This window comes from Curtobacterium sp. GD1 (genome assembly GCF_020882855.1).
GTDB lineage: Bacteria > Actinomycetota > Actinomycetes > Actinomycetales > Microbacteriaceae > Curtobacterium.
The window spans coordinates 132936-153789 of the sequence record NZ_JAFEVQ010000001.1; the positions used below are offsets into that span (position 1 = coordinate 132936).

General features: G+C 70.5%; 19 protein-coding genes and 1 tRNA gene. 12 read left to right on the top strand and 8 right to left on the bottom strand.

Annotated elements, in window-relative coordinates; translation table 11 throughout:
- Window positions 1-46: 46 nt before the first annotated feature.
- From JSX79_RS00695 to gabT, 3 genes are read right to left on the bottom strand one after another with little or no spacing between them, the layout of a single operon-like run.
- Entirely contained in the window at window positions 47-1417 is a 1371-nt protein-coding gene (locus JSX79_RS00695; RefSeq protein WP_229084696.1) for an NAD(P)/FAD-dependent oxidoreductase, read from the bottom strand.
- Window positions 1414-2955 carry an NAD-dependent succinate-semialdehyde dehydrogenase gene (locus JSX79_RS00700; protein WP_229084698.1) on the bottom strand — a complete coding sequence of 514 codons (1542 nt, stop codon included), beginning with the start codon at window positions 2953-2955 and terminating at the stop codon, window positions 1414-1416. Before JSX79_RS00700 ends, JSX79_RS00695 begins: the two co-directional genes overlap by 4 nt.
- The gene (gene gabT, locus JSX79_RS00705; protein WP_229084700.1) at window positions 2952-4316 is read right to left on the bottom strand and encodes a 4-aminobutyrate--2-oxoglutarate transaminase; all 1365 of its coding nucleotides are present in this window, start codon (window positions 4314-4316) and stop codon (window positions 2952-2954) included. Before gabT ends, JSX79_RS00700 begins: the two co-directional genes overlap by 4 nt.
- Before the next feature lie 92 nt (window positions 4317-4408).
- Between gabT and JSX79_RS00710 the strand changes: the two genes are divergently transcribed.
- Window positions 4409-5941, top strand: coding sequence for a PucR family transcriptional regulator (locus tag JSX79_RS00710; RefSeq protein ID WP_229084702.1), 1533 nt, complete (start codon window positions 4409-4411; stop codon window positions 5939-5941).
- Between the two features lie 20 nt (window positions 5942-5961).
- Window positions 5962-6603: a TetR family transcriptional regulator gene (locus JSX79_RS00715; RefSeq protein WP_229084704.1), complete on the top strand. Its 642-nt coding sequence runs from the start codon at window positions 5962-5964 to the stop codon at window positions 6601-6603.
- Here the strand turns inward: JSX79_RS00715 and JSX79_RS00720 are convergent.
- Complete coding sequence (locus tag JSX79_RS00720; protein WP_229084706.1) at window positions 6569-7237, bottom strand: NUDIX domain-containing protein; 669 nt, start codon at window positions 7235-7237, stop codon at window positions 6569-6571. The genes JSX79_RS00715 and JSX79_RS00720 overlap by 35 nt on opposite strands.
- 87 nt (window positions 7238-7324) lie before the next feature.
- On the opposite strand from JSX79_RS00720, the gene JSX79_RS00725 reads away from it, so the two are divergent.
- Entirely contained in the window at window positions 7325-7765 is a 441-nt protein-coding gene (locus JSX79_RS00725) for a hypothetical protein (protein ID WP_071302285.1), read from the top strand.
- A gap of 57 nt (window positions 7766-7822) precedes the next feature.
- Here the strand turns inward: JSX79_RS00725 and JSX79_RS00730 are convergent.
- A tRNA-Leu gene (locus JSX79_RS00730) sits at window positions 7823-7909 on the bottom strand.
- An 86-nt stretch (window positions 7910-7995) separates the two neighbouring features.
- On the opposite strand from JSX79_RS00730, the gene JSX79_RS00735 reads away from it, so the two are divergent.
- The 7 genes from JSX79_RS00735 (at window position 7996) to pknB (ending at window position 17142) form a co-directional block, all read left to right on the top strand.
- Window positions 7996-8676, top strand: coding sequence for a DUF3662 and FHA domain-containing protein (locus JSX79_RS00735; protein WP_229084708.1), 681 nt, complete (start codon window positions 7996-7998; stop codon window positions 8674-8676).
- A complete protein-coding gene (locus JSX79_RS00740) occupies window positions 8673-9224 on the top strand; it encodes an FHA domain-containing protein (RefSeq protein ID WP_070417452.1) in 552 nt (183 codons plus the stop codon). The genes JSX79_RS00735 and JSX79_RS00740 overlap by 4 nt, the downstream gene beginning before the upstream one ends.
- 6 nt (window positions 9225-9230) lie before the next feature.
- Complete coding sequence (locus JSX79_RS00745; protein WP_070417453.1) at window positions 9231-10583, top strand: Stp1/IreP family PP2C-type Ser/Thr phosphatase; 1353 nt, start codon at window positions 9231-9233, stop codon at window positions 10581-10583.
- On the top strand, window positions 10580-12016 hold the full coding sequence (locus JSX79_RS00750) for an FtsW/RodA/SpoVE family cell cycle protein (protein ID WP_229084711.1): 1437 nt from the start codon (window positions 10580-10582) through the stop codon (window positions 12014-12016). Before JSX79_RS00745 ends, JSX79_RS00750 begins: the two co-directional genes overlap by 4 nt.
- A complete protein-coding gene (locus JSX79_RS00755) occupies window positions 12013-13470 on the top strand; it encodes a penicillin-binding protein 2 (protein ID WP_071294235.1) in 1458 nt (485 codons plus the stop codon). The genes JSX79_RS00750 and JSX79_RS00755 overlap by 4 nt, the downstream gene beginning before the upstream one ends.
- Entirely contained in the window at window positions 13467-15224 is a 1758-nt protein-coding gene (locus JSX79_RS00760; RefSeq protein WP_229084712.1) for a protein kinase, read from the top strand. The genes JSX79_RS00755 and JSX79_RS00760 overlap by 4 nt, the downstream gene beginning before the upstream one ends.
- Window positions 15225-15345: 121 nt before the next feature.
- Window positions 15346-17142: a Stk1 family PASTA domain-containing Ser/Thr kinase gene (gene pknB, locus JSX79_RS00765; RefSeq protein ID WP_308061312.1), complete on the top strand. Its 1797-nt coding sequence runs from the start codon at window positions 15346-15348 to the stop codon at window positions 17140-17142.
- Window positions 17143-17288: 146 nt separating this feature from the next.
- On the opposite strand, the gene JSX79_RS00770 is transcribed toward pknB, so the two are convergent.
- The gene (locus JSX79_RS00770; protein WP_070417458.1) at window positions 17289-17933 is read right to left on the bottom strand and encodes an aminodeoxychorismate/anthranilate synthase component II; all 645 of its coding nucleotides are present in this window, start codon (window positions 17931-17933) and stop codon (window positions 17289-17291) included.
- Window positions 17934-18015: 82 nt separating this feature from the next.
- On the opposite strand from JSX79_RS00770, the gene JSX79_RS00775 reads away from it, so the two are divergent.
- Window positions 18016-18270 carry a cell division protein CrgA gene (locus JSX79_RS00775; protein ID WP_070417459.1) on the top strand — a complete coding sequence of 85 codons (255 nt, stop codon included), beginning with the start codon at window positions 18016-18018 and terminating at the stop codon, window positions 18268-18270.
- Window positions 18271-18610: 340 nt separating this feature from the next.
- Here the strand turns inward: JSX79_RS00775 and JSX79_RS00780 are convergent, their stop codons facing one another.
- Together JSX79_RS00780 and JSX79_RS00785 are read right to left on the bottom strand one after the other, a co-directional pair.
- Window positions 18611-19465 (bottom strand): rhomboid family intramembrane serine protease, encoded by an 855-nt coding sequence (locus JSX79_RS00780; RefSeq protein WP_071294232.1) that lies wholly within the window; start codon window positions 19463-19465, stop codon window positions 18611-18613.
- An 8-nt stretch (window positions 19466-19473) separates the two neighbouring features.
- Window positions 19474-20013, bottom strand: coding sequence for a peptidylprolyl isomerase (locus JSX79_RS00785; RefSeq protein ID WP_070417461.1), 540 nt, complete (start codon window positions 20011-20013; stop codon window positions 19474-19476).
- Between the two features lie 117 nt (window positions 20014-20130).
- On the opposite strand from JSX79_RS00785, the gene JSX79_RS00790 reads away from it, so the two are divergent.
- On the top strand, window positions 20131-20703 hold the full coding sequence (locus JSX79_RS00790; protein ID WP_083295136.1) for a hypothetical protein: 573 nt from the start codon (window positions 20131-20133) through the stop codon (window positions 20701-20703).
- Window positions 20704-20854: the final 151 nt, after the last annotated feature.

Below are 20854 nucleotides of genomic sequence, written 5' to 3' on the forward strand. Positions count from 1 at the left end.
CGCGGTGCCAGCCCGCACCGCGCCTCCCGTCCGTCTCGGCGTGGGTCTACTGCACCGCCGGCTGCGGCAACGAGGCGAGGATCTCCGCCGCCGCTTCGCGGCCCATCCGCACCGCCCCGTCCACGTGCTGGTACCCGTGCCCGGCGAGGTCGCTCGACGCGAACCGGATCGGGCCGACGGCAGCGCGCTGATCGGCGCCGTACCGGACGAGCCCGCCCAGGTCGAAGCTCGCCGCGTAGGCGCCACGGGTCCACTCCTCGGTACCCCAGTCACTCTCGTAGTAGACGACCGGTCGACGTGCCTCGTCGCCGTAGTAGTGCGCGAGCGAGTCGAGCACGCGGGCCTTGCGCTCCTGGGCCGAGAGGGCGAAGACGTCGTCGGCGTGCTGGTCGGACACGAACCCGACGAGCGTGCCCTGCTCCTGCCCGTACGAGGTGTTGTCGTACGCCTCGTGCACGAGCTCGTACGGGCTGAACGCGGTGCCGGACAGCCCGGCGCCGCGCCAGAACGGCCGGTCGTAGACGGCGTGCACCTTGATGACGAACCCCATCGACAGGTGCTGGTGCAGCTGGTGCTGGCGACGCGGCAGCGGCGGCTCGTACGAGATGCGGGAGTACAGGGGCGGCGGGACGGCCACGAGTGCCTGGCGGGCGCGGACCTCGATGCCGCCGTCGGCGAGCGCTGTGACGCCCTCGTCGTCCCAGCGCAGGGTGCGCACCGGGGCGTTCAGGTGGACGTCCGCACCGAGCCGGGCGGCGAGCCGCTCGGACACCTGCTGCATGCCGCCGACGACGCGCTTGTCGAGGATGAAGTCGGCGTCGACGAGGTTCGAGAAGCTCCCGGCCGAGGCGGCCATGAGCAGGGCCTGCAACGCCGAGAAGGCGTGTGCGGGTTTGGTCAGCATGGCGCCGGCGATGAAGAGCTCGACGTTGTCGGTCGCGACCCGGTCGTCGCTCAGCGTGTGCAGCCAGGCGCGGAACGAGGTCTCGTCGAGCACGGCGGCGTGGGGCGCTTCCCAGGGGCGTGCCGGGTCGACCGTCGCCACGTACTCGTCGACGACGGCGACGAGCCGCTCGATCTCGGCGGCGGTGGCCTCCGGCAGCGGGAAGATGTCGCCGGTGTACTCGGTGCGGGTGCCGTGCTCGTCGATGTAGACGCTGGAGCCCTCGCGGTAGCGGTCGTACGTCCCGAGTCCGAGTTCGTCGAGGGTCTCGAGCAGGGCGGTCTGGTCCGGGGAGACCCACTGGCCGCCGATCTCGAGGGTGACGCCCTCGATGTCGTTCGTCCACGTGCGGCCACCGACGCGGTCGCGGGCCTCGAGCACGGCCACGCGCTTCCCCTCGGCGACGAGGCGGTTCGCGGCGATGAGGCCGGTGACCCCGGCGCCGATGACGACGACGTCCTTCTCGATGGTCATCGCTGCGCTCCCTTCGTGCGCCCGAACGGGTCGGGCGTCAGCGTGTACATGGTCTCGAGGTACTCGGCGATGCCCTCGCCGCCGCCCTCGCGTCCGAGGCCGGACTGCTTGACCCCGCCGAACGGTGCCGAGGCGTTCGAGACGACACCGGTGTTGAGCCCCAGCATGCCCGTCTCGAGCCGTTCCGTGAGGCGCTGTCCGCGCGCGGGGTCCTCGGTGAACGCGTAGCCGACGAGCCCGTACTCGGTGTCGTTCGCCGCCGCGACGGCCTCGTCCTCGGTCGAGAACGTCCGGATCGCCAGGACGGGTCCGAAGATCTCGTCGCGGAGCAGGTCGCTGCCGGGCTGCACGTCGGTGATCACGGTGGGCGCGTAGAACGTGCCGGGGCCGTCGACGGGGTGGCCGCCGGTCCGGAGGGTCGCACCGCGGTCGAGGGCGTCGGTGACGAGTCGGTGCGCCTTGTCGACGGCGCGCTGGTCGATGAGCGGGCCGATGGCGACGCCGTCCTCGGTCCCGCGGCCGACGGACATGGCCGCGACGCGGTCGGTGAGCCGGCTGGCGAACTCCTCGGCGACGTCCTCGTGCACGAGGAACCGGTTGGCCGCGGTGCACGCCTGCCCGGTGTTCCGGAACTTCGCGGCGAGCGCTCCCTCGACGGCGAGGTCGAGGTCCGCGTCGGCGAACACGAGGAACGGGGCGTTGCCGCCGAGCTCCATGCTCGTCCGCAGCACGTTCTGCGCCGCCTGGGCGAGGAGGGTCCGGCCGACCGGCGTCGATCCCGTGAACGAGAGCTTCCGGAGTCGCGGGTCGGCGATGATCGGCTCGGACAGCGCACCGGCGTGCGTGGTCGGCACGACGTTGACGACCCCGGCCGGCACGCCCGCCTCGACCAGCAGATCGGCGAACAGCAGGGTGGTGAGCGGGGTGAGCTCGGCGGGCTTCACGACGACCGTGCACCCGGCGGCGAGCGCGGGGGCGATCTTGCGGGTTGCCATCGCGAGGGGGAAGTTCCACGGGGTGATGAGGAACGCCGGGCCGACGGGCTTGTGGCTGACGATCGCACGGCCGGTGCCCTCGGGGTTGGTGCCGTAGGAGCCGCCGATGCGGACGGCCTCCTCGGAGAACCAGCGGAGGAACTCACCGCCGTAGGTGACCTCGCCGTTCGCCTCGGCGAGCGGCTTCCCCATCTCCAGCGTCATGAGGAGGGCGAAGTCGGCGCGGCGCTCCTGGAGCAGGTCGAAGGCGCGGCGCAGGACCTCGGCTCGCTCGCGCGGCGGGGTCGTCGCCCAGCCGTGCTTCGCCGCTTCGGCGGCGTCGAGGGCTGCGACACCGTCTTCGGGGGTTGCGTCGGCGATCTCGAGGAGCGTCTCGCCGGTGGCGGGGTCGACGACGCCGAACGTGCCGCCGTCGGCCGCCGGTCGCCAGGTGCCGTCGACCAGGAGGCCCGTGGGGACCTTCGCGAGCAGCTCGCGTTCGGCGTCGGTGCGCTGGGTGGCCCGCTGGGTGGTCTGCTGGCTGGTCTGCTGGGTGTCGGTCATGCTGCTGCGAGTCCTTCCAGGACGATGTCGAGCCCCTCGTGGAGCAGGTCGTCGTCGATCGCGAGCGGGGGGAGGAAGCGGAGGACGTTGCCGTACGTCCCCGCGGTGAGGGCGATCACGCCGTGCTCGTACGCGTACCGTACGACCCGTCCGGTGAGCGCGGCGTCGGGTTCCCCGGTCGCCGGGTCGACGAGTTCGATCGCGATCATGGCGCCGCGGCCACGGACGTCGCCGATGCGGGGGTCGGTCGCCTGTGCGGCGCGGAGTCGTCCGAGCAGCACCTCACCGATCTCGGCAGCGCGCTCGACCAGGCCGTCGTGCTCGAAGGCGTGGATCGCGGCGAGTGCTGCGGCGCACGCGACGGGGTTGCCGCCGTACGTGCCGCCGAGGCCGCCGACGTGGGCGGAGTCCATGATCTCGGCGCGCCCGGTGACGGCGGAGAGCGGCATCCCGCCGGCCATGCCCTTGGCGGTGGTGACGATGTCGGGGACGATGCCCTCGTGCTCGCTCGCGAACATGGCGCCGGTGCGCGCGAACCCGGTCTGCACCTCGTCGGCGATGAACACGACGTCGTTCGCGGTGGTCCACTCCGAGAGCGCGGCGAGGAACCCGGGTGCCGGGACGACGAAGCCGCCCTCGCCCTGGATCGGCTCGACGAGCACCGCGGCGGTGTTCTCCGCGCCGACCTGCTTCTCGATCTGGCTGATCGCGCGCTTCGCCGCCTCGGCACCGGACAGTCCGCCGTCGCGGAACGGGTACGACATCGGGACACGGTAGACCTCGGGCGCGAAGGGACCGAAGCCGTTCTTGTACGGCTGGTTCTTCGCGGTGAGCGCCATCGTGAGGTTCGTCCGCCCGTGGTAGGCGTGGTCGAACACCACGATCGCCTGCCGACCGGTGTGCTTGCGGGCGATCTTCACCGCGTTCTCGACCGCCTCGGCGCCGGAGTTGAAGAGCGCGCTCCGCTTCTCGTGGTCGCCGGGGGTGAGCCGGTTGAGCGCCTCGGCGACCTCGACGTACCCGTCGTAGGCGGCGATGGTGAAGCAGGTGTGCGTGAACGCCTGGACCTGCTGCTGCACGGCGTCGACCACGCCCGGGTGCGCGTTGCCGACGCTCGTCACGGCGATCCCGGAGCCGAGGTCGACGAACGAGTTGCCGTCCGCGTCGACGACCACGCCACCACCGGCCGCGACGACGGCGATCGGCACCGCGACCCCGACGCCGGACGCCACGGCGGCGGCCTTGCGTTCGAAGAGCGCTCGGGAGCGGGGGCCCGGCACCTCCGTGACGAGCCGCCGTTCCTGGGGCAGCGAGGGGCCGCCCGCGGCGGCGCTGGTCGAGGGTGCGACGGTGGAGGACATGCCGCGATCGTAGGAGCCACTCCCCTGCGGCACCGCTGTCCACCGTGTACACCGGCGGCCACCTCGATCGACGCAGCGGATAGGGTGCACCCATGCCCGCGACCCTGCGCTCCCTGCTCCACCGCGCCGACCTGCGGCTCCGGCTCCTGACGGCCACCGACGCAGCCCTCGATGCGCCGCTGTCCTGGTTGCACAGCTCCGACCTCGAGGACCCGACGCCGTTCCTCGCCGACGGGCAGGGGCTGCTCACCACCGGCACGCAGTTCGGCGACGACACCGAGGTCACGGCGGCGGTCGCGGACGCCTACGTCGCCCGACTGCTGCGCCGGGGCGTCGTCGCGCTCGGCTTCGGGGACGAGGTCGTACGCACCGGCACCCCGCCGCAGCTCGTCGACGCCTGCACGGAACAGGGACTCGCACTCTTCGAGGTCCCGTACGAGACCTCATTCATCGCCGTCGCGCAGGCGAACGCGGACGCCGTCGCCCGTGACGCCAACGCCCGCAACGCCTGGGCCCTCGCCGCGCAACGGGCCATCTCGCTCGCGGCCATGCGCCCCGACGGCCTCGGGGCGACCATCGCCGAGCTGTCCCGGCAGCTCGACGGGTGGGTCGGCCTCTTCGACGTCTCCGGACGGCTCGACCGCGGTCACCCGGCCGACGGTGTCCCCGTCGAGGACCTCGAGGTGCTCCGGACCGAGGCGCTCCGGCTCCTCCGAGCCGGCCAGCGGGCGAGCCTGCCGGTGACGACCGAGCACCGCACCGGGTTCTCGCTGCAGACCCTCGGCAGCGGCGGCCACCTCAGCGGCGTGCTCGCCATCGCGAACGGCGGCGCGCTCGACCGGGCCGGCCGCGAGGTCGTCACCGCCGTGATCGCCCTGGCCGGACTCGCACTGCAGCAGAACCGCGAACTCGCCCGTGCGCGCGGGCTCCTCCGCACCGGGCTCCTCACCATGCTGTCGGTGGGCGACCCCGCCGTCGTGGACACGACCTCGCGCGAGGTGTGGGGACCGCTGCCGGCCGAACCCGTCCGGATCGCCGCCGTCGACGTCCCCGACCAGGACCTCGACACCGTGGTCGACTGGCTCGAGCTGTGGGTGCAGGACCGCCCCGGTCGGCTCTTCTTCGCGGCGGACGACGAGCTGTTCCTCTGCGTCGGCGCCGAGGACACCGCGATCGTCGAGGAACTCGTGGACCGCTTCGACCTGCACGCCGGGCTCTCCGACGGTGCCTCGTACCGGTACTTCGGCCGTGCGCGGACCGAGGCGGTGCAGGCTCTCGACCGCCGGCGCGAGGGGCGAACCGGCACCACCGAGTTCGGCGACCTCGCCCGCGAGGGGGTGCTCGCCCACCTCGCCCACGTGGACGTCGACGCCGGTGCCGTCGCCCGCGCGTTCCTCGCTCCCCTTCTCGACCACGACCGGACGGCCGGCACCGAGCTGACCCGCACCGTGCGGACCTGGCTCGAGCAGAACTGCGAGTACGACCGCACCGCCCAGGCACTCGGCATCCACCGGCACACCGCCCGCGCGCGGGTCGAGCACGCCGGACGGCTGCTCGAACGGGACCTGTCGGCGTTCCCCACCCGCGCCGACCTCTGGGCGGCGTTCGTCGTCGAGGGCGCGTGAGGCGCGCCTAGGCTGGCGTCGTGCCGACCACTCCGACCCGCCGGCGCCTGAGCCCGGCCGAGCGGGAGGCCCAGATCGCCGACGCGGCCGTCGCCGTCGCCCGCGCCGAGGGCCTCGCCGCCGTGACCCTGCGCGGTGTGGCCGCTGCGATCGGCGTGGCGCCCTCGCTCGTGGCGCACTACCGCCCGGTGATGGAGGACCTCGTCGGCGACACGTTCCGCACCGTCGCGAGTGCCGAGGTGGCCGAGGTCCGCCGGATCGTGCACGAACGGTCCGACCCGACCGCACGCCTGGGGACCCTGCTGGCCTGCATCGCCGACCCCACCCGGGACGACGTCGCCGCGCTCTGGGCCGACGCGTGGAGCCTCGGCCGGACCAACGGTGCGCTCGCCACCGCCGCGCGCGACGTCATGGACGACTGGCAGGCGCTCGCGACCGGGGTGGTCCGCGACGGCGTCCGCGACGGGGTCATGCACACGGACGACCCGGACGCGGTCGGCCGGCTGCTGTTCGCGCTCGTGGACGCCACGAACGGGTACGCCCTCGTGGACTACCTCGACCGGCCGACGCGCGAGGGCCTCGTCCGCACGACGATCGCCCATGCCGTCGGGCTGGACGCCGCTGCCCTCAGCGATGCAGGGCCACCCACTGCAGGAGCATGATCGTCTTGCCGTCGGCGATGCGCCCGTCCGCGACCATCGCCAGGGCCTCGTCCAACGGGAGCTCGAGCACCTCGATGTCCTCGCCCTCGTCCTCCAGCCCGCCGCCGGCGTGCACGAGGTCGTCGGGCGTGTAGGCACCGACGTACCCGTGCACGCGCTCGGTCACGGACCCGGGGCTCATGAACGCGTCGAACACCTTCGTGACGGTGCCGAGCCGGATGCCGAGCTCCTCCGCCGCCTCGCGCCGCACGGCCGTCTCCGGGTCGTCCTCGTCGAGGAGCCCCGCTGCCGCCTCGACGAGCATCCCGTCCGGGTGGCCGTTGACGTAGGCGGGCCAGCGGAACTGCCGGGTGAGCAGCACGGTGTCGCGCTCGGGGTCGTGGGGCAGCACGGCAGCACCGTTGCCGCGGTCGTAGGTCTCGCGCTGCTGCCGGTCCCAACGACCGTCACGGCGCCGGACGTCGAGCGTCGTCCGGCGGAGCACGTGCCAGCCGTCCGAGACGACCTCGACGTCACGGACGACCACGTCCGGGTTGCGGTCGAGGTCGCGGCCGACGGCGTCGAGTCCGGTGCGACCACGGGCGTCCGGGACGGTGGTGCCGGGTCGGGGTTCGGTCGTGCGCGCGTCGTCCACGTCGTCACGCTAGCGTCCCGCCGGCGCGGGGCAGGCCGCCGGTACGATCGTCACGTCGCACCAGGGAGCGGCGGGGACGGGGAGCACATGACGACGACGGACGACCTGCGACGTTCCCGACCGACCCCGCCTCCGGTCGTCCGGACGGCGGTCGTCCTCTGGGCCGTCTGGCTGGTCGTCGGCGTCGTCTCCACCGTCGTCGTCTCGGCGTCCGGGTCGGGACTGACCGGGGTCGGCGGCGTCCTCGCACTCGTGCTGTCGTTCGTCGTCTGGGCCGCCGTCGCCGCTGCGACGATCCTGGTGCTCCGTGGCTCCGCGGTGGCCCGGATCGTGCTCGTGGCGATCGCAGCGCTCCGTGCCGTCCTGAGCATTACCGACGGCGGCCTGTCCACCGTCCTGATCCTGGTCTCGGTCGTCGCCGCGGTGCTGCTCTTCCTGCCCAGCGCACGCCCGTTCTTCCGGCGCGCCGACGGTGCCGAGCCGAGCCGCGCCTCCAGGCCGACGGATCCCGACCACCCTCGGAACTGACGCCGCTGCGGAACGCAAAGAGGCCCCCGGATCACTCCGGGGGCCTCTTGCGTTGTCTGGTGCGCGAGGGGGGACTTGAACCCCCACGCCGTTTCCAGCACACGGACCTGAACCGTGCGCGTCTACCAATTCCGCCACTCGCGCCAGCCCGAGAACACTACCACGCACAGACGCTGCCAGACGCCAACCACTACCATGCAGAGGTCGACGACCGAGAACACTGGAGACCCATGGGCCTGTTGGACAGCTTCGAGCGAGGGCTGGAGCGCGCCGTGAACGGCGCGTTCGCGAAGACCTTCCGCTCCGGCGTGCAGCCCGTCGAGATCTCGAGCGCCCTCCGCCGCGAGCTCGACACCAAGGCAGCCGTCGTCTCCCGCGAACGCATCCTCGTGCCGAACGAGTTCACGGTGCGACTCGCGCCGCCGGACTACACGCGCATGAACGACATCGGTCGGCCGCTCGTCGACGAGCTCTCGCAGATGGTGCAGCAGCACGCGGTCGCGCAGAACTACTCCTTCTCCGGACCGGTCACGATCCGCCTGCAGCAGGACGGCACCCTCTCCACCGGGATCCTGCAGATCGACTCGACGACGGTGCAGCGCGACGTCGCCTGGGTCGCGGTGCTCGACATCGGTTCGCAGCGGCACAAGCTGCAGCGTGGTCGCACCGTGATCGGTCGCGGGACGGACGCCGACATCACCATCGCCGACACGGGCACGAGCCGCAAGCACGTCGAGGTCATCTGGGACGGCAAGCACGCCCAGGCCAACGACCTCGGGTCGACGAACGGCTCGAAACTGAACGGTGAGCGCTTCCAGCAGGCCATCGTGGAGCCGGATTCCACGATCGAGATCGGTCGTACCCGTATGGTGTTCCGGGTGATACCCGAGAACGACGGAGGTACCAGGTGACCACAGGGCTGACCCTGCTCGTCCTGCGCTTCGCGTTCCTCGCGGTGCTCTGGCTGTTCGTGTTCGTGATCGTCTTCGCCCTGCGGAGCGATCTGTTCGGCCAACGCGTGCGCACGATCCCCACCGATCCGAAGGCCGGTGCGTCGGGTCCGACGACCCCCGCGGTGCCGGCAGCAGCGGCACCGGCCGCCGCGTCGGCCGGTGCCTTCACGGACCTCATCGGTCAAGCGACGGGGGCGCAGCAGTCCGCCACGCCGGCTGCGACCCGCCTCGTGATCACCGAGGGCTCGCGCGAGGGCATGGAGATGCCGCTCGGTGGGGGCCCGATCACGATCGGCCGGTCGAGCGAGTCCAACGTCGTCATCCGCGACGACTACACCTCCACCAACCACGCCCGCCTCGACCTCCGGGCCGACGGCTGGCTCCTCACCGACCTCGAGTCCACGAACGGCACGTTCGTCAACGGTCAGAAGGTGACCGTTCCCGTGATCATCGCGGAGCGGACGCCGATCACGATCGGGACGACGACGTTCGAGCTGCGGCGGTAACCCGGGATGACCGCTCGCACGCTGAGCGCCGCTGTGTCCCACGTCGGACGCATCCGCGCGAACAACCAGGACTCCGGCTATGCCGGACAGCACCTGTTCGCGGTGGCCGACGGCATGGGCGGGCACGCGGGCGGTGACGTCGCCTCGGCGATCGCGATCCGCCGCATCAGGGAGGTCGACCGCGAGTTCCCGTCGGCGCACGACGCCGAGTTCGCACTGCAGTCGGCGCTGATCGCGGCGAACCAGCTCATCACCGAGACGGTGTTCGAGCACCAGGAGCTCACCGGCATGGGCACCACGGTGTCCGCGATGATCCGGGTCGGCGAACAGATCGCCATCGCGCACATCGGCGACTCGCGCATCTACCGGCACCGCGACGGCGAGCTCCAGCAGATCACGTCCGACCACACCTTCGTGCAGCGGCTCGTGGACAGCGGCCGGATCACGCCTGAAGAGGCCGCGGTGCACCCGCGACGCTCCGTCCTCATGCGGGTGCTCGGCGACGTCGACGCCGCGCCGGAGGTCGACACCGCGATCATGGACATCCAGCCGGGCGACCGCTGGCTGCTCTGCTCCGACGGTCTCTCGTCGTACCTGGCCGAAGAGCGCATCCGGCACGCGCTCGCGTCGAACATGGACGCGAACCAGGTCACGCAGCGCCTCGTGAAGGAGACGCTCGACCACGGCGCGCCCGACAACGTGACGGTCGTCGTGATGGACGTCACCGACACCGAGCCCGACGACGACGACGATGCGGCCACCACGGTCGGGTCCGCGGCTGCACCGCTCACGTTCGAGGCGTCGACCGGCCGCAAGCCGATCCGCCTCCCCACGATCCTGCTCCACCCGCTCAAGGTCACGACCGCCCCCGAGGACTCGCACTTCGAGCCCGAGTCCGACCAGTTCTTCGCCGAGCTCATCGCCGAGGACCGCCGTCGCCGGATCCGCCGTCGTGTCTCGTGGACCATCGCGCTCGTCGTGGCCGTCGCCGCACTCGTCGGCGCCGTCTTCCTCGGCTGGCGGATCATCCAGGACCACTACTACGTGGGTACCGACCGCGGCACCGTCGCGATCTACAAGGGCGTGCAGCAGTCGATCGGGCCGATCGCGCTGTCCGACGTGTACGAGGACACCGACATCTCGGTGTCCGGGTTGCCGGAGTACACCCGCGAGAACGTCCGCTCGACGATCAACGCGCAGTCGCTCGACGACGCCCGTGACATCGTCGACCGGCTGCGGAAGGCCGCCGAGACCGGGCAGGACCAGGCGGGCACCGGCGGTGACGGCGGATCACCGTCCCCGACGCCCTCCTCGTCCCCGACGAAGTCGCCGTCGCCGTCACCAGGGGCGAAGCGATGAGCAGCGCCACCGCCCAGTCCTTCACGCAGGCGATCACGATCAAGCTGCGGGAGCCCGCCCGCGCCCGCAATCTCGAGCTCGTGCTGCTCGTCATCGCGTGCGGCATCTGCGCCGGCGCGATGGTCCTCGTGCAGCTCGGCACGAAGGGCAAGCTGTTCGACACCTCGGTGCTCTGGGTCGGCGCCGGCATCCTCGGGCTCGCGCTCGTGATGCACGTCGTGCTGCGCATCGTCGCGAAGAACGCCGACCCGTTCATCCTGCCGGTCGCACTCGTGCTGAACGGCATCGGGATCGCCGAGATCTACCGCATCGACGTCCACAACGGCCTGACCGGCTGGGGCGCGATCGGCGTGAAGCAGATCGTCTGGACGATGCTCGCGATGGTCCTGGCGATCATCACGGTCTCCGTCGTCCGGAACCACCGGTTCCTGCAGCGGTACCGCTACATCTTCATGTTCCTGACGATCGCGCTGCTGCTGCTGCCGATGCTGCCGGGCATCGGACTCAACGTGAACGGCGCGCGGGTCTGGATCAAGCTCGGCTCGTTCACCTTCCAGCCGGGCGAGCTCGCCAAGATCACGATGGCGCTGTTCTTCGCCGGCTACCTCGTCACTGCACGGGACTCGCTGTCGATCGTCGGCCGCAAGTTCCTCGGCATGACGTTCCCGCGGGCGCGCGACCTCGGTCCGATCCTCGTGATGTGGGCCGCTGCCATGGGCGTCCTGGTGTTCCAACGCGACCTCGGCACCGCACTGCTCTACTTCGGCCTGTTCCTCGTGATGATCTACGTCGCGACGGCGCGGCTGAGCTGGGTCCTCATCGGGCTGGTGCTGTTCGTCGGCGGCGCGCTCATCGCCCAGTCCGTGCTCGTCTACGTGCACGGCCGGTTCGAGCAGTGGCTCGACCCGTTCAACCAGGAGATCTTCACCAGGCAGACCCAGGGCAGCTACCAGCTCGTGCAGGGCCTGTTCGGCTTCGCGAACGGCGGGATCACGGGCACCGGTCTCGGCCAGGGGCGTCCGTACATCACCCCGGTCGCCAACGCGGACTACATCATCGCGTCCCTGGGTGAGGAACTCGGCCTGATCGGCGTCTTCGCGATCCTCGCCCTGTTCATCATCCTGGCGTCCCGGGGCCTCCGCGTCGGGTTCATGGCGCAGGACGACTTCGGCAAGCTGCTCGGCGTGGGCTTCGGCTTCATCATCGCGCTGCAGGTGTTCGTCGTCGTCGGCGGCATCACCCGGGTCATCCCGGTCACCGGCCTCACGACGCCGTTCATGGCGGCCGGTGGTTCGTCCCTCGTCGCCAACTGGATCATCGCCGCGATGCTGCTGCGCCTGACCGATGCAATCCCCGCCGAACAGCGCGTGCAGCAGGGTGCGATCCCGGCTGCTCGTGGTCGCGGGACGACCAGGAAGGAGCGCAGCCGGTGAACCGACAGCTCCGCGGTGTCTCGACCGTCATCGTGCTCATGTTCGTCGCACTCTTCGTGTCGACGACCTCCATCCAGTTCTTCTCGGCCGACTCCCTCCGCGCGGACTCGCGGAACTCCCGGACGATCCTCGCCAGCTACTCCACGAAGCGCGGCGCGATCCTCGTCAACGGCAGTCCCATCGCCGAGTCGACCCCGGTGGACGACCAGTACCAGTACCAGCGGAAGTACACGAACGGCGACCTGTACTCGGCCGTCACCGGGTACTTCACGATCGGCCAGGGCAACTCCGGCATCGAGGGCGCCGAGAACACCGTGCTCTCCGGCAACTCCGACGCCTCGTTCTTCCAGAACCTCAACGCGATCCTGACCGGCCAGGACGTCCAGGGCGACAACGTCAACCTGACGATCGACCCGGACGTCCAGAAGGCCGCGTACGACGCACTGGGCGACAACACCGGCGCCGTCGTCGCGATCCAGCCGAAGACCGGCAAGATCCTCGCGATGGTGTCGAAGCAGAGCTACGACCCGAACACGCTGACGTCGCACGACACGCAGAACGTCATCGACCAGTACAAGGCGCTTGAGTCGAACGCCGCGAAGCCCCTGCAGAACCGGGCCATCGGCGGCGACCTGTACACGCCCGGGTCGGTCTTCAAGCTCGTCGTGGCGTCCGCGGCGCTCGAGGGCGGCAAGTACAACCTCGACTCCGAGTTCCCGAACCCGTCGCGGCTACAGCTGCCCGGCACGAGCACGTACATCAACAACGCCGAGGGCGGCTCGTGCGGCGGCGGCGACAAGGTCAAGCTGCGCACGGCGATCCAGTACTCGTGCAACATCCCCTTCGCGGAGCTCGGCCAGAAGCTCGGCTACGACGCGATCAAGAGCATGGCGGACAAGTACGGCTTCGGCGACGCGATCGAGGTCCCGATGCGCGCCACCGCCAGCCAGTACCCCGACGTCAGCGACGACACCGCGCAGCTCATGCTGAGCTCGTTCGGCCAGGCCAGCGTCCGCGTGTCCCCGCTGCAGATGGCCATGGTCTCCGCCGGCATCGCGAACGGCGGCAAGGTCATGCAGCCCTCGCTCGTCGACTCGATCACGACGAGCGACCTGAAGACCGTCGAGTCCTTCTCCCCGAAGCAGTACAGCGACCCGCTCTCGGCCTCCGAATCGAGTGACCTCACCGAGGCCATGCAGAGCGTCGTCAGCTCGGGGACCGGCACCAATGCCAAGATCGACGGTGTCGACGTCGCAGGGAAGACGGGCACGGCCGAAGGCGGCACGGGCGATCCCTACACACTCTGGTTCACGGGCTTCGCCCCGGCGAAGGACCCGGAGGTGGCCGTCGCGGTCGTCGTCGGGAACGGCGGCGGACTCGGGCAGTCCGGAGTCGGCAACACGGTCGCGGCCCCGGTCGCGAAGAAAGTCATGGAGGCGGTGCTGAACAAATGAGACCCACCAGCGGACTCACCTTCGGTGGGCGGTACCAACTCTCGTCCCGCGTCGCCATCGGCGGCATGGGAGAGGTGTGGCAGGCCACCGACCTCGTCATCGGCCGGACCGTCGCACTCAAGATCCTCAAGGACGAGTACCTCGGCGACCCGGGCTTCCTCGAGCGCTTCCGCGCCGAGGCCCGTCACGCTGCGCTCGTCAACCACGAGGGCATCGCCAACGTCTTCGACTACGGCGAGGAGGACGGCAGCGCCTACCTCGTGATGGAGCTCGTCCCCGGCGAGGCGCTCTCGACCATGATCGAGCGGGAGCACACGCTGCCGGTCGACAAGGTCCTCGACATCGTCGCGCAGACCGCGAACGCCCTGCAGGCCGCGCACGCCGTCGGCCTCGTGCACCGCGACATCAAGCCGGGCAACCTGCTCATCACGCCGGACGGCCGCGTCAAGATCACCGACTTCGGCATCGCGCGCATCGCCGACCAGGTGCCGCTCACCGCGACCGGACAGGTCATGGGCACCGTCCAGTACCTCTCGCCGGAGCAGGCGAGCGGGCACCCGGCGTCGCCGTCGACCGACATCTACTCGCTCGGCATCGTCGCGTACGAGTGCCTGGCGGGCCGTCGCCCGTTCACGGGCGAGTCGCAAGTCGCGATCGCCATGGCGCACATCAACGAGCAGCCGCCGGCGCTCCCGGGGGACATCCCGGAGCCGGTCTCCGCCCTCGTGATGTCGTGTATCGCCAAGAAGCCGGCCGACCGTCCGGCGACGGCGGCGAACCTGGCCCGTGCGGCGCAGGCGCTCCGCCGTGGGGACGTCGCGGCCGCCACCGTCGCCGTCCCGGCCATCGCCGCCGGCGGCACCGTGGCGTTCAACCCGCCGCAGACGCCGGGGAACGACGCCGCGACGGCGCTCATCGGCACCCAGGCCGGTGCGGTCACGGGCGGTCCGGGCACACCGGGCTCGCCGGTCGACGGCGAGGACGAGGAGCCGAAGAAGAAGCGCGCCTGGATCTGGTGGGTCGTGGGCATCGTCGCGGTGCTCATCATCGCCGGTGTGGGGATCGCCTTCGCGGTGACGAGCAACGGGAACGGCGGCGCCGACCCCTCGCCGTCGCAGTCGTCCGCCAAGCCGACACGCTCCCAGACGCCGACGCCGAGCGCGACCCCGACCGAGACCCGCGTGACCGTGAACTCGGCGGACTTCGTCGGGCTGTCGGTCGCCGACGCGCAGGCCAAGCTCGAGGCGCTGAACCTCACCTCCCGCGTCGAGGACGGCGACCCCGCCCCGAAGCCCGAACAGGCGAACACCGTCCAGTCGATCAGCCCCACCGGCAGCCTGGCGCCCGGCTCGCTCGTCGTGCTGCAGCAGTACACGGCGCAGCCGACGGTCAACCAGCCGAACTCGGCGTCCCCGGGTGCGGTGTCCGCCGACGGCGTGGTGACCTTCAGCTGGGCGGCGGCGACGTGCCCGACCGGGTACACCGTGTCGTCGTACGCGTACACGATCACCGGCGGCAAGGACGCCTCGAGCCAGACCTCGGGCACGCTCGACGCCGACCACCGATCGGTCACCGTGCAGATCGACAAGATCGACACCTCGGCCTCGCTGAGCTACACCGTGACGTGCGGCAACCTCGCGGCGTCGGCGGCGTCCGAGGCCGCGTCGAGCGACGCCTGGCAGGCCACGGACGAGCCGACGACCGACCCGACCGACGGCAACAACCCGAGCGCTGGCCCGCAGGACGGCAACTGACCGACCCCCGGACGGGGGCTCGCGACACCGTTGCGTAACGGTTCGGTCGAGCCCCCCGTCACCAGCGTCTCACCAGCGAAGCCTGCCGTACACTTGCCCGGACGGACATTCGGAGGAGTACGTGCCAGAAGGTGTGACCGCGGGGATCACCCTCCTCGCCAACCGCTACGAGATCGGTGACGTCATCGGTCGGGGCGGCATGGCCACTGTGCATCTGGGCAACGACACCCGGCTCGGACGCAAGGTGGCGGTGAAGCTGCTGAAGCCCAGCCTCGCCAATGACCCGGCGTTCCGCACGCGCTTCCGGCAGGAAGCCCAGGCGGCCGCCCGCATGGCCCACCCCACCATCGTCCGCGTCTACGACGCCGGCGAAGAGACGGTCACCGAGACCTCCGGTGCCGAGGTGCAGGTGCCCTTCATCGTCATGGAGTACGTCGAGGGCCGTCCGCTCTCCGACATCATCGGCGACGGCCCGGTCGCCCCGGACGAAGCCGTGCGCATCACCGAGGGCATCCTCACCGCGCTCGAGTACTCGCACCGTGCCGGCGTCGTGCACCGCGACATCAAGCCCGCGAACGTCATGGTGACGCACTCCGGCCAGGTCAAGGTCATGGACTTCGGCATCGCCCGCGCCATCACCGACACCTCCGCGACGGTCGCCCAGACGACCTCGATCCTCGGTACCGCGTCGTACTTCTCCCCGGAACAGGCCCGCGGCGAGACCGTCGACGCCCGCACCGACGTCTACTCCACCGGTGTCGTGTTCTTCGAGCTGCTCACCGGCCGCCCGCCGTTCCTCGGCGACACCCCCGTCGCCGTCGCGTACCAGCACGTCAGCGAACAGCCCGTCGCGCCGTCGTCCCTCACGCCCGAGGTCTCGCCGGCGCTCGACGCGGTCACGCTGCACGCCCTGGTGAAGGACCGTACGCGCCGCTACCAGAACGCGGCGGAGTTCCGGACGGAACTGCAGCAGGCCGCGGCGGGCAAGGTCCCCGCGTCGACCCGCAAGCTCCAGCAGCAGGCCGCCCACGACGCCTCGACGGTGCTGTTCGGTGTGAACCCCCGGACGACCTCGAACCCCGCGGTGGCCTTCCGCGAGCTCGACGACGACACCGCCGAGCACCGTCCGCAGCGCACCCAGAACCGGCCGCCCGTCGCCTGGATCTGGGTCGGCATCATCCTGACCGCGGCGGTCATCGTGGCGGTCGTGTTCTTCGTGGCGAACCTCGGTCCGGGCAAGCCTCCCGTCACGTCCTCGGTCAGCGTGCCGAACGTCGTCGGTGCGACCTACGACTCCGCGGCCTCCGCGCTCGGCAAGAAGGACCTCGTCCCCGTCAAGGTCGAGGAGAACTCCGACGACGTCGACCGGGGATCGGTCATCCGCACCGAGCCCGGCTCCGGCACGAACGTCGCGCGCAAGCAGAACGTCCGCGTGATCGTCTCGCTCGGTCCCGAACAGGTCGCCGTCCCGGACCTCGCGGGGCAGGCGCAGGACGCGGCGCAGAAGACCCTCGAGCAGGCGGGCTTCGCCGTCGGTGCGATCAACTCCGACTACTCGCCCGACGTGCCCGAGGGGACGGTCATGAGCACCGACCCGGCCGCCACGTCGCAGCACACCAAGGGCACGGTGGTGAACCTGACGGTGTCGAACGGCAAGGTCGAGTTGCCGAACGTCACCCAGCAGCCGTTCTCCACGGCGAACGCGACCCTCGCCCAGCTGGGGCTGAAGGTCACACCGGCGCCGTCGTACTCGTGCATCGGTGGCACCGTGACGCAGCAGAGCGCCCCCGCCGGCGACATCGCGCAGGGCAGCACCGTGACGCTCACGTACTGCGCCGGCTCGGCGCAGCCCTCGCAGCCGCCGGCGACGGATGCACCCGCCGACGGTGGCAAGGACGGCGGCGACGACGGTCAGTGACCTGACCGCGTCCTGACGGATGCTCCGCGGCGGGGGTGCGCCGCGCCTCCTGTCCGGCGCCGTCGGCCTGCCTTCCCGGAGGCGCGGCTCGACCCCGCCACGTCCCGACCGTCCCGCAGGGCGGTCGCGTCAGTGGCGCGCCGCTGTCAGGCCCGGTGGGCCGCGATGAGCGGGTTCAGGCCCGCAGCGCGTTCCGCTGCACCGGCGAGGCCGGTCGTCTCGAGCCAGTTGCCGACCATCCGGTAGCCGCCCTCGGTGAGGACCGACTCCGGGTGGAACTGCACGCCGTACACGGGGTGCTCGCGGTGCTGCACGCCCATGATGACGCCGCCACCGGTCCGGGCCGTCACCGTGAGCTCGTCGGGGACCGTGCCGTCGACGATCGCGAGCGAGTGGTAGCGCGTCGCCGTGAAGGGATGCGGGACGCCGGCGAAGAGGGGGCTGTCGTCGTGGTCGACCTGCGAGGTCTTGCCGTGCATGAGTTCCTCGGCGTGGGTGACCGTCGCACCGAGCGCCTCGGCGATGGCCTGGTGGCCGAGGCACACACCGAGCAGGGGCTTGTCCGCGGCGATGGCGGCGTGCACGGTCTCGACGGAGACGCCGGCGTCCGCGGGCGTCCCGGGGCCGGGAGACAGAAGCACACCGTCGTACTCGGCGATGCGGTCGGCGATCTCGGACGCGGGGAAGGCGTCGTTCCGGACCACGTCGGTCTCCGCCCCGAGCTGCTGCACGTAGCCGTTCAGCGTGTAGACGAAGCTGTCGTAGTTGTCGACGACGAGGATCTTGGTCATGGTCGGTTCACCGTACTCGTGGGGGATGTGTGCGGCGGGCTGAGAGGCTTCCCACACCCGCGGTCACGGTAGGATACCGGCCATGGCCAAGGACAAGGACCGCACCAAGCCCGCCCGGACGACCCGAGCCGACTCGGTCGACACCGCGGGGGACCAGCCGAACCCCGTGTGGTTCAAGCCGGTCATGTTCGGTTTCATGCTCATCGGCCTCGCCTGGGTGATCGTCTTCTACATCTCGAACACAACGCTGCCGGTGCCGTCCCTCGGTTCGTGGAACATCCTCATCGGCTTCGGCATCATGTTCGTCGGCTTCCTGATGACCACGCGCTGGCGGTAGCACCCCGGCCACACACCTCCCGACGCCCGTCGCACCTGCTGGTGCGGCGGGCGTCGTCGTTCGTGCCGTTGTCCACAGTGCACTCGCCCCGCCGTGGCCCTTGTCCCCACCTCCGCGCGCGTTCTCCACAGTTCTCCACACTCTCCACACACCCATCCACACCCCCGTCCCGGAGTTATCCACAGCGGACTCCACAGTGGGGATAATCACATGCGTGTAACTCACCGCGTTCTCCACAGCTGTGGACAACTCAGTCGTGCACGTGTGGAAAAGCCCTCGCGGACGCACGAACGCCCCGCCGCTGAGCGACGGGGCGTCCGGTGGAGCTGGTGTGCGGCTGTCAGCCGATCGTCACCGCGTACCCGACGGCGGTCAGGGCGATGCCCACGACCGCGGCGGCGACGAGCAGTGCGATCTGCAGCGGACGCTGGCGGATGTTGCGGGTCCGTGCGAACACGAACCCGACCACGAAGCCGCCGATGATCCCGCCGACGTGCGCCTGCCACGAGATGTTCGTACCGGGCAGGAACCCCACGACGAGGTTGAGTCCCATGATGACCAGCAGCTGCACGGCGTTGTTGCCGAGACTGCGCTGCAGGACGAAGAACGCCGCGAACAGCCCGAAGATCGCGCCGGACGCTCCGACCACCCACGTGCCGGGGGCCAGGAACGTCACGAGCATCGACCCGAAGATCCCGGTGATGAAGTAGAGCGCCAGGAACCGCCACGCCCCGAGCATGTTCTCGAGCATCCGGCCGAAGATCCACAGCGCCCACATGTTGAACAGGATGTGGAAGAGGCCCGAGTGCACGAAGAGCACCGTCACCGCTCGCCACGGCTGCGAGGGCAGGAGCAGCGAGTTGTAGGCGAACAGGTTCGTGAAGAACCCGCCCGAGACCTGGTCGAGCAACCAGATCGCGACCGAGACGGCGACGATCACGACCGTCGCCTTCTGGTCGAGCATGGCGAAGCGCCGCCGGGCGACCGTCAGCCCGCTGGGGCCTCCGGACGCCCGACGGTTCGCCTGGAACTGCGCACGCTGCTCACGCACGCACTCAGGGCAGTGCACCCCGACCGCCGCCGGCGTCTGGCACTCCGGGCAGATCGTCCGCCCGCAGCGCTGGCAGAGCACGAAGCTCTGCCGGTCCGGATGCCGGTAGCAGGTGTTGTTCGGGTTGTACGCCTGATCGGTCACGTGGTGGCTCAGACGTCCTCGACGTCGATGCTCTGGATGACGACGTCCTCGAGCGGCTTGTCACGGCCGTCGGTCGCCACACCCTCGATCGCGTCGACGACCGCGCGGGACTCGTCGTCCGCGACCTCGCCGAAGATGGTGTGCTTGCCCTGCAGCCACGGCGTCGCCACCGTGGTGATGAAGAACTGCGAGCCGTTGGTGCCGCGGCCGCCCTGGATGCCGGCGTTCGCCATCGCGAAGATGTACGGGTTCTGGAAGGTGAGCTCCGGGTGGATCTCGTCGTCGAAGCGGTAGCCCGGTCCGCCGATGCCCTGACCGAGCGGGTCGCCGCCCTGGATCATGAAGTCCTTGATGATGCGGTGGAAGACGACACCGTCGTACAGCTTGTCGGTCGAGACCTTGCCGGTGCCGGGGTGGGTCCACTCCTGCTTGCCCGTCGCGAGGTCGACGAAGTTCTTGACGGTCTTCGGAGCGTGGTTGCCGAACAGGTTGACGCGGATGTCGCCCTTGTTCGTGTGGATCGTTGCGACAGCGGTGTGCAGAGACATGTTCCGATTCTCGCATGTACTGCTGACGGTCAGACGGATCACACAGGTGAGGCTCCGTGACCTGTCAGGCACTGCGGTGGCAGGATGGGGGTCACGCCGTTCCGATGGAGGTACCAGATGACGACGATCGAGATCCCGCGCAAGCGCCGGAAGCAGATCAAGAAGCTCAAGGGCCAGACCGCCTCGCTCCTCGGCGAGCAGCGCAAGGTCCTCGAGCACGCGAACGCGATCCTTGCGGAGGCGCGGTCCCACGCCGTTGACACCGCTCGCAAGGACATCGCTCCGCGAGTGCAGAACGCGATCGACAACGGCATCCGTCCGGCTGTCGCCACGGGGGTGCACGCTGCCACGAGCGCAGCGCAGAGTGCTTCGCACCGCTTCCAGTCCGAGGTCGTCCCCGGACTCGTCGCGACGGCGGGCTCGGTCCTCAGCGTGGGTGACCTCGCGAAGGACCCCCGCGTCAAGAAGATCGTGAAGAACGCCCAGAAGAAGGGCAAGAAGGCCAAGAAGGCTGCGGAGAAGTACGTGCCGCACCAGAAGAAGGGCATCGGCTTCGGCGGTGTCGCGCTGATCGTGGTCGGAGTCGTCGCCGTGGCGGGTGCCGCCTACGCCGCGTACCAGACGCTCCGCGCGGACGACGACCTGTGGGTCGCCGACGACGCTGACACGGCGGAGAAGCCTGCCGCCTGACCTCCCGGTTCGCACGAAGGGCCCCGGCACGCGCCGGGGCCCTTCGTCGTCCGTGGGCCCGCGGCTCGCGGCGAGCGGGCAGAATACGTCCCACTCACCCCGCCGAAGCGGCAGTTCGTGCCCACTCGGCGCCCGACGCACGGCATGTCGT

What these genes read in the sequence shown, in the direction of transcription:
- JSX79_RS00750 (WP_229084711.1), top strand. Translation starts at nt 10,580, where the DNA reads ATGAGCAGCGCCACCGCCCAGTCCTTCACGCAGGCGATCACGATCAAG.
- gabT (WP_229084700.1), bottom strand. Translation starts at nt 4,316, where the DNA reads ATGTCCTCCACCGTCGCACCCTCGACCAGCGCCGCCGCGGGCGGCCCC.
- JSX79_RS00785 (WP_070417461.1), bottom strand. Translation starts at nt 20,013, where the DNA reads ATGTCTCTGCACACCGCTGTCGCAACGATCCACACGAACAAGGGCGAC.
- JSX79_RS00700 (WP_229084698.1), bottom strand. Translation starts at nt 2,955, where the DNA reads ATGACCGACACCCAGCAGACCAGCCAGCAGACCACCCAGCGGGCCACC.
- JSX79_RS00775 (WP_070417459.1), top strand. Translation starts at nt 18,016, where the DNA reads ATGGCCAAGGACAAGGACCGCACCAAGCCCGCCCGGACGACCCGAGCC.
- JSX79_RS00790 (WP_083295136.1), top strand. Translation starts at nt 20,131, where the DNA reads ATGACGACGATCGAGATCCCGCGCAAGCGCCGGAAGCAGATCAAGAAG.
- JSX79_RS00770 (WP_070417458.1), bottom strand. Translation starts at nt 17,933, where the DNA reads ATGACCAAGATCCTCGTCGTCGACAACTACGACAGCTTCGTCTACACG.
- JSX79_RS00735 (WP_229084708.1), top strand. Translation starts at nt 7,996, where the DNA reads ATGGGCCTGTTGGACAGCTTCGAGCGAGGGCTGGAGCGCGCCGTGAAC.
- JSX79_RS00745 (WP_070417453.1), top strand. Translation starts at nt 9,231, where the DNA reads ATGACCGCTCGCACGCTGAGCGCCGCTGTGTCCCACGTCGGACGCATC.
- JSX79_RS00710 (WP_229084702.1), top strand. Translation starts at nt 4,409, where the DNA reads ATGCCCGCGACCCTGCGCTCCCTGCTCCACCGCGCCGACCTGCGGCTC.
- JSX79_RS00695 (WP_229084696.1), bottom strand. Translation starts at nt 1,417, where the DNA reads ATGACCATCGAGAAGGACGTCGTCGTCATCGGCGCCGGGGTCACCGGC.
- JSX79_RS00760 (WP_229084712.1), top strand. Translation starts at nt 13,467, where the DNA reads ATGAGACCCACCAGCGGACTCACCTTCGGTGGGCGGTACCAACTCTCG.
- JSX79_RS00725 (WP_071302285.1), top strand. Translation starts at nt 7,325, where the DNA reads ATGACGACGACGGACGACCTGCGACGTTCCCGACCGACCCCGCCTCCG.